General features: G+C 64.5%; 11 protein-coding genes. 7 read left to right on the plus strand and 4 right to left on the minus strand.

What is annotated here, in order from left to right; genetic code table 11:
* The first annotated feature begins 27 nt into the window (after positions 1–27).
* The 3 genes from AC1DKD_RS26010 to AC1DKD_RS26020 all read left to right on the plus strand — a co-directional run bounded on the left by AC1DKD_RS26010 (position 28) and on the right by AC1DKD_RS26020 (position 2,149).
* Positions 28–498 (plus strand): NHL repeat-containing protein, encoded by a 471-nt coding sequence (locus AC1DKD_RS26010; protein WP_441626698.1) that lies wholly within the window; start codon positions 28–30, stop codon positions 496–498.
* A gap of 67 nt (positions 499–565) precedes the next feature.
* The gene (locus tag AC1DKD_RS26015) at positions 566–1,642 is read left to right on the plus strand and encodes a methyltransferase (protein ID WP_477102957.1); all 1,077 of its coding nucleotides are present in this window, start codon (positions 566–568) and stop codon (positions 1,640–1,642) included.
* 42 nt (positions 1,643–1,684) lie between these two features.
* Positions 1,685–2,149, plus strand: a complete 465-nt coding sequence (locus AC1DKD_RS26020) for a ferritin-like domain-containing protein (protein ID WP_035873659.1) — start codon at positions 1,685–1,687, stop codon at positions 2,147–2,149.
* Positions 2,150–2,384: 235 nt separating this feature from the next.
* Here the strand turns inward: AC1DKD_RS26020 and AC1DKD_RS26025 are convergent, their stop codons facing one another.
* Positions 2,385–2,513, minus strand: coding sequence for a hypothetical protein (locus AC1DKD_RS26025; RefSeq protein WP_441626702.1), 129 nt, complete (start codon positions 2,511–2,513; stop codon positions 2,385–2,387).
* 157 nt (positions 2,514–2,670) lie between these two features.
* On the opposite strand from AC1DKD_RS26025, the gene AC1DKD_RS26030 reads away from it, so the two are divergent.
* Entirely contained in the window at positions 2,671–3,558 is an 888-nt protein-coding gene (locus tag AC1DKD_RS26030) for an NAD(P)-dependent oxidoreductase (RefSeq protein ID WP_477111500.1), read from the plus strand.
* Between the two features lie 106 nt (positions 3,559–3,664).
* Here AC1DKD_RS26030 and AC1DKD_RS26035 read toward each other — a convergent pair whose 3' ends face one another.
* From AC1DKD_RS26035 to AC1DKD_RS26045, 3 genes are all read right to left on the minus strand, one after another.
* Positions 3,665–3,958 carry a hypothetical protein gene (locus AC1DKD_RS26035; protein WP_441626706.1) on the minus strand — a complete coding sequence of 98 codons (294 nt, stop codon included), beginning with the start codon at positions 3,956–3,958 and terminating at the stop codon, positions 3,665–3,667.
* Positions 3,959–4,036: 78 nt separating this feature from the next.
* Positions 4,037–4,756 carry a Crp/Fnr family transcriptional regulator gene (locus AC1DKD_RS26040; RefSeq protein WP_441626708.1) on the minus strand — a complete coding sequence of 240 codons (720 nt, stop codon included), beginning with the start codon at positions 4,754–4,756 and terminating at the stop codon, positions 4,037–4,039.
* A gap of 453 nt (positions 4,757–5,209) precedes the next feature.
* On the minus strand, positions 5,210–5,425 hold the full coding sequence (locus AC1DKD_RS26045) for a hypothetical protein (protein ID WP_441626712.1): 216 nt from the start codon (positions 5,423–5,425) through the stop codon (positions 5,210–5,212).
* 150 nt (positions 5,426–5,575) lie between these two features.
* Here AC1DKD_RS26045 and AC1DKD_RS26050 point away from each other — a divergent pair, with 150 nt between their 5' ends.
* The 3 genes from AC1DKD_RS26050 to AC1DKD_RS26060 all read left to right on the plus strand — a co-directional run.
* Positions 5,576–6,055, plus strand: coding sequence for a hypothetical protein (locus AC1DKD_RS26050; protein WP_441626714.1), 480 nt, complete (start codon positions 5,576–5,578; stop codon positions 6,053–6,055).
* 498 nt (positions 6,056–6,553) lie between these two features.
* Positions 6,554–7,918 carry a TAXI family TRAP transporter solute-binding subunit gene (locus AC1DKD_RS26055; RefSeq protein WP_441626716.1) on the plus strand — a complete coding sequence of 455 codons (1,365 nt, stop codon included), beginning with the start codon at positions 6,554–6,556 and terminating at the stop codon, positions 7,916–7,918.
* Between the two features lie 236 nt (positions 7,919–8,154).
* The coding region (locus AC1DKD_RS26060) for a DUF4382 domain-containing protein (protein WP_477143868.1) at positions 8,155–8,531 on the plus strand (377 nt) is incomplete at its 3' end.

An 8,531-nucleotide genomic window follows, 5' to 3' on the forward strand; every position in this document is an offset into this window, starting at 1 on the left:
GTTGCGTCGACGCTGGCCGGAAGCACAATGCCGGGCTCGGCCGATGGCACTGGGACTGCCGCCTCGTTCTCCAGTCCGTACTCTGTGGCGGTCGATGCTGCCGGCAATGTCTACGTTGCCGAGTTCGGAAGCAACACGATCCGCCTTGTCACGCCCGCGGGGGTGGTGACGACGCTGGCAGGTTCCCCGGGAGTCGCGGGTTCGGTCGATGGTCCCGGTGCCACCGCGGCCTTCAATTCACCGCTAGGTGTCGCGGTCGACGCGAACGGCAATGTGTACGTGGTGGAGTTCCCGAACAATATGATCCGCAGGGTACGGGCGGCACCGCAAGCGATGGGGCGCACTGGCGTGCACTGGTGCTCTCCCCGTCCTGCTGTGCGCCGCGCCTGCCTGCCCCGGCGCGGCACGCATCGGCAAGCGCTGGACCCGGGGCCTGCACACCTGCCTGATCGCCGCCGGCCGCCGGAATCGCTGGATTTCGCCTCTTCCGACATCTAGAGTTACCAGCATCCTTCCCCACGCCCAGGCGCCCGGATGTCAGCCGGTGGCGGTGATGAGGTGACTTATGCAGAACGGAAAAGATGCCGCCCGCGACGCAACTGCCGCCAGCCCCTGGCAAGTGCCGGACCTGACGCCGGACCGGCTGTTGCAACTCGGCATGGGCTTCTGGGCCGCCAAGACACTCCTGAGCGCGGTGGAGCTTGGCGTGTTCACGCAACTGGCAAAGGCACCGCAGGACGCGGCGGCGCTGAGCGCCGTGCTTGGCCTGCATCCGCGTGGCGCGGTGGATTTTCTCGACGCGCTGGTGGCGTTGCACGCACTCGAACGCGAAGACGGCAAGACCGGCAATCTCTACCGCAACACGCCCGACGCCGGGCTGTTCCTCGACAAGGCCAAGCCCACCTACGTGGGCGGCTTGCTGGAAATGGCCAATGCGCGGCTGTACCCAAGCTGGGCGTCGCTCACCGACTCGCTGCGCTCCGGCCGCCCGCAAAGCGAGGCAGCCGAAGAGGGAGACCTCTTCGCGGCCATCTATCGCGACGAGCAGAGCCTGCGCGGATTCCTGCAAGCCATGACCGGCGTCAGCCTGGCCGCCGCCCAGGCCATGGCGCGCAAATTCCCGTGGGCGGAATGCCAGACCTTTGTCGACATCGGCGCCGCGCAGGGCGCGCTTCCGGTGCAGATCGCACTGGCCCACCCGCACCTGCGCGGCGGCGGCTTCGACCTGCCGGCGGTCGGCCCGGTGTTCCAGGAATATGTCGCCACGCACGGCCTGCAGGACCGCCTGCGCTTTTACCCCGGCGATTTCTTCACGGACCCTTGCCCGCAAGCGGATGTACTGATCATGGGCCACATCCTCCACGACTGGGATATCGAACAGAAGCTTTACCTGCTGGAGAAGTGCTACTCGGCACTGCCGGCCGGTGGGCGCCTGATTGTCTACGACGCCATGATCGACGATGCGCGCCGGCAAAATGCCTTCGGTTTGCTGATGAGCCTGAACATGCTGATCGAAACGCCGGGCGGCTTCGATTACACCGGCGCGCAGTGCTGCGCATGGGCCCGGCAGGTGGGTTTTGCGCAGGCGCGCGTGGAGCCGCTCAGCGGGCCGGATTCCATGATGATCGCAACCCGGCAATAGCAGCGCAGCATCGCAATGCCGACACGACGGGAAGGACCTGCCATGGCTGAAATGGAAAAAGACAAGGTGGTAAGCGTGCTCAACCGGATCCTCGAAGCCGAGCTTGCCGGGGTGGTCCGCTACACCCATTACTCGCTGCTGGTGTTCGGCTTTGGCCGCATCCCGATCGTTTCCTGGCTGCGCGAGCAGGCCGACGAATCGCTGCTGCATGCGCAGCAGGCCGGGGAATGGATCACCACGCTCGGCGCCTATCCGTCGCTGGCCATCGGCAAGCTGCTCGACAGCCATACCTTCGATACCGCGGCCATGCTGCGCGAATCGCTGGAGGCGGAGAACGCCGCCCTCAAGCTGTATCGCGAGTTGCTGGCGCTGGTGGAAGACCGCTCGGTGGCGCTGGAGGAGTTCGCGCGCCAGATGATCCAGATCGAAGAACTGCATGCGGGCGAGGTAGACAAGATGCTGCGCAAGCCAGGGCAATCCGCGGCCTTCGCGCCGCCACCTGCCTGACGCATCCGCCGGCCAGCGGTGAGTCGCTGGCCGACCTGCGGTGCCTCACCGGCGTGCCGACGTCGGGCGCAGTACTTTGCCCAGACCGCCCCGCGCCAGGCGCTGCGCGGCTATCCGGCCATTGCCGGCCCGGAAGCCCTGGCCCGCTTGCCCGATACGCTCTACCGTATTCTTCCTATGCCATGAGGCCGCCTTGCGCGCGCCGTCAGGGTCGCGCGCCTGGATGGCACATGGCCTAGCGCACCACCGTACCGCTCAAGCCGTATTTCTCGGTCATGAATTTCTCGATGGGCAGGCGCGCATCGATGGGGTAGGTGCCCTTGCGGATCCGGCTTGCGGGCAACTCGGTGATACGATCTGCCACGGCCATCGCGCTTGGCGGCTTCCCGGGCGCTGCGGCGCGCTTTGGCGCCCCCGCCGGTCAGGCCTTCCCGCGCCAGCGACTACCTGGAAATCAAAGACATCTGCGCCGGCGGCCCCGGCAAGCGCGCCGCAATACCCGGCACAAGAACGGAGACAGCATGAAGACAATCGGCATGATCGGCATCGGCATGATGGGCCATGGCATCGCCACCAATATCGCAAGGCACGGCCATCCGATGGTGCTGCTGGACCATCCCGGCAACCAGCCGCTGGACAACCTGCTGGCTGCCGGCGCCACCACGGCTGCCAGCCCGGCCGCGCTGGCGCGCGCGGTGGAGGTCGTGATCCTGTGTGTCACCGGCACGCCGGAAGTGGAAGACGTGCTGTTCCGCCCGGATGGCGTGATCGCCGGCCTGCGCCCGGGCGCCGTGGTGATCGACTGCTCCACCGCGATCCCCTCCTCCACCGAGCGCATTGCCGCCGCGGTGGCTGAGGCCGGCGGGCGCTTCCTCGATGCCCCCATGACGCGCACACCAAAGGAAGCCGCCGAAGGCCGCCTCAACCTGATCGTCGGCGGCGACCGCGCGCTGTTCGACGAATGCCGGCCACTGCTGGCCTGCTTCGCCGAGAACATCGTCTACGCCGGGCCGGCCGGCTCAGGCCACCGGCTAAAGCTGCTGCACAACTATGTATCGCTGGGCTTTTCCGCGGTGCTGGCCGAAGCCGCCGCCTGTGCCGAGCGCTCCGGCGTGGACCCGGCCGTGCTGGTGGAAGTGCTCGCCAAGGGCGGCGGCGACGGCGTCATCCTGAACCGCCTGCGCCCCTACATCGAGTCGCGGGACGACTCGGGCTTCCGTTTTTCGATCGCCAATGCGCTCAAGGACATGGGCTACTACACGACCATGGCGCGGGAACTGGGCGCGGCAAGCGCAACGGCAGAGGCAGTCCGGGATACTTACGAGCGCGCCAGCCGCAGCGAGCGGGCGCAGCCCACGGTGCCGGAGCTGATATCCATCCTGGGTGATCCGGCAGGAAAATCGCACTGAACTAAGCCCTGTCCTGGCCCCGGCCGAGGCGCCAGCAAAAAAACGCTGCAGGGCGGCAATCGATGCCACCCTGCACTGTTCGGCTTCGGGCCTTCAGCGCATGCGGTCAGATGCCAAGGATCTTCTTGGCCTCGCCGAGCGACTTCATCGACTCATCATGCTTGCCGGCCTTGTGATAGGCCTCGCCGTCGGCGCGCAGCTTGGCTACCTTGGCGGCGTCTTCCGGCGATAGCGCGGGCTTGGTGGCCAGCTTGGCGTCGATCGCCTTCATCTCGTTCGGGCAATTGTGGGCCAGCGCCAGGCTGCTTGTGCCTAGCAGGACAAGCGCGGCGAGAATGGAAAGGAACTTGCGCACGTCGGTCTCCTTCACGATGCAGGGCAAGTATTCAGCATAGTTCATCGGGAGCGTCGCGCGGCAGCGCTTGTCCGCCCACGATCAGCGTCCTGCCCGGGCTGGACGCCATCCGCCGTGCAGCGTCTAGATCGCCCGCAGGTCGGGCAACAGGCGATCGCACTCCCGCTTCACCACGGCATAGCACTCGCACACGCGCTGCTCCAGCCCTGGCCGGTCAAGGACTTCGATATGCCCGTGCCGGTAGCGAATCAGGCCGGCATTCTGCAGTTTCAGCGCCGCCTCCGTCACCCCGGACCTTCGCACGCCGAGCATATTGGCGATCAGTTCCTGCGTCATCCGGAGTTCGTTGGTTGGCAAGCGGTCCATGCTCAGCAACAGCCAGCGGCAAAGCTGCTGCTCAATGGAATGATGCCGGTTGCAGACGGCGGTCTGCGCCATTTGCGTGATCAGGGCCTGCGTATAGCGCAGCAGAAGCCGCTGCATGGGGCCGGCCCGATTGAATTCTTCCTTCATCGCAACGCTGCTCAACCGATAGGCCCTACCGGCGCTTTGCACGATCGCGCGGCTTGGGGTGGTTTCGCCCCCCATGAACAGGGCGATCCCGACTATCCCTTCGTTACCGACGATGGCGATCTCGGCGGACGCGCCGTTCTCCATCACATAAAGCAGCGAGATAATCGACGTGGTTGGAAAATACACATGCTCGAGCCGGTCGCCCGACTCGTAGATAATCTGCCCCAGCGGCAAGTCGACTGGCACCAGTTGTGGCGTCAGGCGAGCCCATTCCGCTTCGGGCAGCACCGCCAACAGATGATTTGCCTTGGGATTTTCCTGCTTCTGCATGCGTCTGCCCTCTGGAATTCAGGATCTGCCTCCTGCAGGGCTTGCGACCGGCAAATTGCTGGTCAGGACCGCGCTCTGAGCCATAGTGTAAGCCAGCCGCGCGACGCCCATTCCGAAGCCCCTTCAATCCAGGGCCCGCCCGCCCGAGGGTGGAAAGAAATTCCAACACACTTGCACGTTAGCGTACCGACTTGCCCCGGGCGATCGCCTATTGTCGGGGCGGTTGTGGATTCACCAGACAGCAGGGTTCAGCGGTCAAGAGAAAGACCGGCAACCGATCATCACCACGCCGCGAAGCATACATCACACGGCCACAGGACTGATGTGCAGTGCGTGTTCTACCGTCGTCGCTAATGGATGACAGCACCCTGATGATTCTGGGCAACGCGGAGCGAGTGGCAAAGATCACCGAAGAGCAGAAAACTGCCTGGCAGTAGACGCGGCTGCAAACTATTACAAAGGGTCAAGCAGCCGACCAGCGACGGCGGCGAAAGCAAGCTGCGCTGAAGCGTTACCACTTTTTGCCCTCGCCTTCGGGCCGAGGGCATTTTTTTCGTCATGCGCCATCGTGACTGGCGAAAACGGGCTCATCGCGCCGGGCACGCCAGGCGGCTTGCCGCCTGTTTTCGTGTCCGCCACCGTACCGACGTTGCGGCACATTGATGTCATTCTGGTTCCGTCGCGGCGCCGGCGCGCTCAACGAAGGCTGGCCGGAGTCTGGGCCTGGCCTCGGGGAGCCAAGGCAAACGCCATCATGCGCAGCCAGCTCTCTTCCCCCGGCTCCCGGCCCGAGCAACGCAACGATAGCGAGGTGACATCATGCGTAGCATCCTGTATTTCCGGCTCAGCGACATCGCTGCCGCAAGAAGCATTCAATCGAGGATGCGAGAGTTGCCCGTTTCCCCCGTGCATATCGGAGGGCCCTGGTTCATCCAGCGTGACGGCCAGCCCATGCAGGGCTTGCCTAATGCCGAGACCCGACAAACCACGTATCGCAACGAGTGTGCAATAGCAGGCGCTTTATGCGGCGCCGTGCTGGCAGTCTTTGCCACTTTGCACTTTGGCACCTCGGCCGGTACGTTCGCCAGCGCGCTGGCCTGCCTGGCTGGCGGCGCCTTTGGCGCCCTGGCCGGGTGGTGGCTGGGGGGAAAGCTTGGCGGGCACATCCAGCGAGGCAAGGTCGCCCGGCAACGCGCACAGCTTGCGCAGGGAGAAATGCTGCTGGTCGCAAGCTGCTCCAAGGGGACCAGGGATTCCGTGCGGCTCATGGTCAGTGAATTGGGCGGTGTCAGCGTTTAGGAACACGGTGCCGTCCGGACCGGTTCCGCGCCTTGTCCAGTAGCGTAGCGACGCGCGGCCCTGGACGGCGCGATGATTGCTCAGCACCAACTGCTTGCCTGATTTATGTTCCGCCACCCTTGTTGATGCCCCGGAACGRCCGCCACGGCCTGTCCGTCTGCAGCGCGTCGCGCCTGCCGGCGATCGCGGACAGATGTACACCCCCGATCGCACGGGCGATAGCCGGGAGCGCGATTACTCACTGAGGAATGGATGGATGCAATGAGGTGGTCTGACGGCGGGGCCAACCCACAGCCCTGACACGCGGATTCACTATGCAGGAGAGTGGCTGGAGCGGACAGCCCGAATCACGTTCCGGACGTGACCGGCAGACAACCCAGCAGGGGCGTTACCAGCACTTCGCGCTCGGCAGCACCGCCGCCCGCCACCCCGCATGGAAAAATATGGCCTCGCGCGGGTGCTATCATCCAGCGGCTCTACCCTTCCGCAATCGTGCCGATGACGCCCGACCCCACGCCAGAAAGACCCAAGACAACCACTGCACTCCCCGATATCCACCGCTTGCGCGCCCGTTTTGTCGCGATTTCCTGGCGCGACCTGGCCGTGTCCTTTGGTCCCGCGCTTGTATTCAGCCTGGCGGCGCTGTGGCTGGCGGTCTGGCTGGTGCAGCCGGCGCCGCCGAATACCATCTCCATCAGCGCAGGCCCCAAGGGCAGTTCCTTCCATGACGCGGCCGAGAAGTATGCAAAGATCCTTGCGCGCAATGGCATCACCTTGAATGTGCTGGCCTCCGAGGGCTCGCTGGACAATGTGCGGCGGCTGTCCGACGGCAAGCAGGCAGTCGACCTGGCACTGGTGCAGAGCGGCATCTCCAGCGAGGTGGACAAGGATGGACTGGTTTCGCTGGGCGGCGTGTTCTATGCCCCGATCTCCGTGCTGTACCGTGGCAAGGAAATGCACAAGCTGTCCGACTTCCGCAAGTCGCGCATCGCCATCGGCCGCGAAGGCAGCGGCGCCCGCGTGCTGGCCCTGGCCTTGCTCAAGGCAAACGGCATCGAGCCTGGCGGCAGCGCCAGCCTCATCGCATACGATGGCGACGACGCCGCGCAAGCGCTGGTCGACGGCGAGATCGACGTGGCCATGCTCACCGGCGATTCCGCCACGGGCCCGACCATGCGCAAGCTGTTCCGCACGCCAGGAATCCGGCTGCTGGATTTCGCGCAGGCCGATGCGTATACCCGGCGCTTCCTTTACCTGCAGAAGCTGGTGCTGCCCACCGGCGTGTTCGACCTCGGCAAGAACCTGCCGGCGCATCCCATCCGTCTGATCAGCCCGACGGTGGAACTGGTGGCGCGCGACACCCTGCACCCCGCGCTGTCCGACCTGCTGATCGAAGCCGCGCGCGAGGTCCATGGCAAAGCCGGCCTGATGCAGAATGCCGGACAGTTTCCCTCCGCGACCGCGCATGAGTTCCCGCTGAGCGACGATGCCACCCGCTACTACGCATCGGGCAAGGGCTTCCTCTACCGGCATCTCCCGTTCTGGCTGGCGAGCCTGCTTGACCGCGCCCTGGTGGTGCTGGTGCCCATTATCGTGATCCTGATTCCGGCCTTCCGGCTGGTGCCGTCGCTGTACAGCTGGCGCGTCAAATCCCGCATCTATCGCTGGTACGGCGCCTTGATAGAAATCGAGCGCGTCGCGCTGGTGAACCCCACCGACGAGGAGAAGACGGAGCTGGCCGCGCGCCTCGACCAGATCGAGGAGGCGGTGAACAAGATGAAGATGCCACTCGCCTACGCCGACCAGTTCTACGTACTGCGCGAGCATATTGTCTTCGTCCGGCGCAGGCTGACCGGATCGTAATCAAGGTTATTCACCGGCTCGATCGATTCGATCGCGACCATGAAGCGCCGAATCTGGCTGTGCCTGGCAGGGCGATTTCTGGGACGCGCATTTGGTTTAAGACATAGCATTGCTTCGTTGTCTGGCGCCTGTTGTAATTCGTTCTCGCGTCAGCCGGACATTAACAAAGTTTTACAACGAGACAGAGCGATCCAAACTATGCTCGCCACGCCAAGAGATTTACGAGGGGACATATCATGAACGCGACAACAATCGTCTCATCGCCATTGCGACTGCTTGCATTGAGCAGTGCACTCGCTCTTGCCGCCTGCGGCGGGGGCGGCGACGGCTCATCGAACAGCACCACCAGCAACAGTGCAGGCACCTTGAGTGTGTCGATGACCGATGCACCCGCCTGTGGCTTTGATCATGTCTTTGTCACGGTTGACAAAGTTCGGGTCCACACAGATCCCAACGCGGACATCAACGGCACCGGCTGGGTCGACGTCACTGTGAGCCCGGCACGGCGAATTGATCTGCTATCGCTTACAAATGGCGTACTCACCACTCTCGGTCAGACTCCGCTTCCGGCCGGCACTTACCAGCAGATCCGCCTGGTGCTCGTGGCCAATGG

It is taken from the genome of Cupriavidus sp. 05T313 (assembly GCF_056396665.1).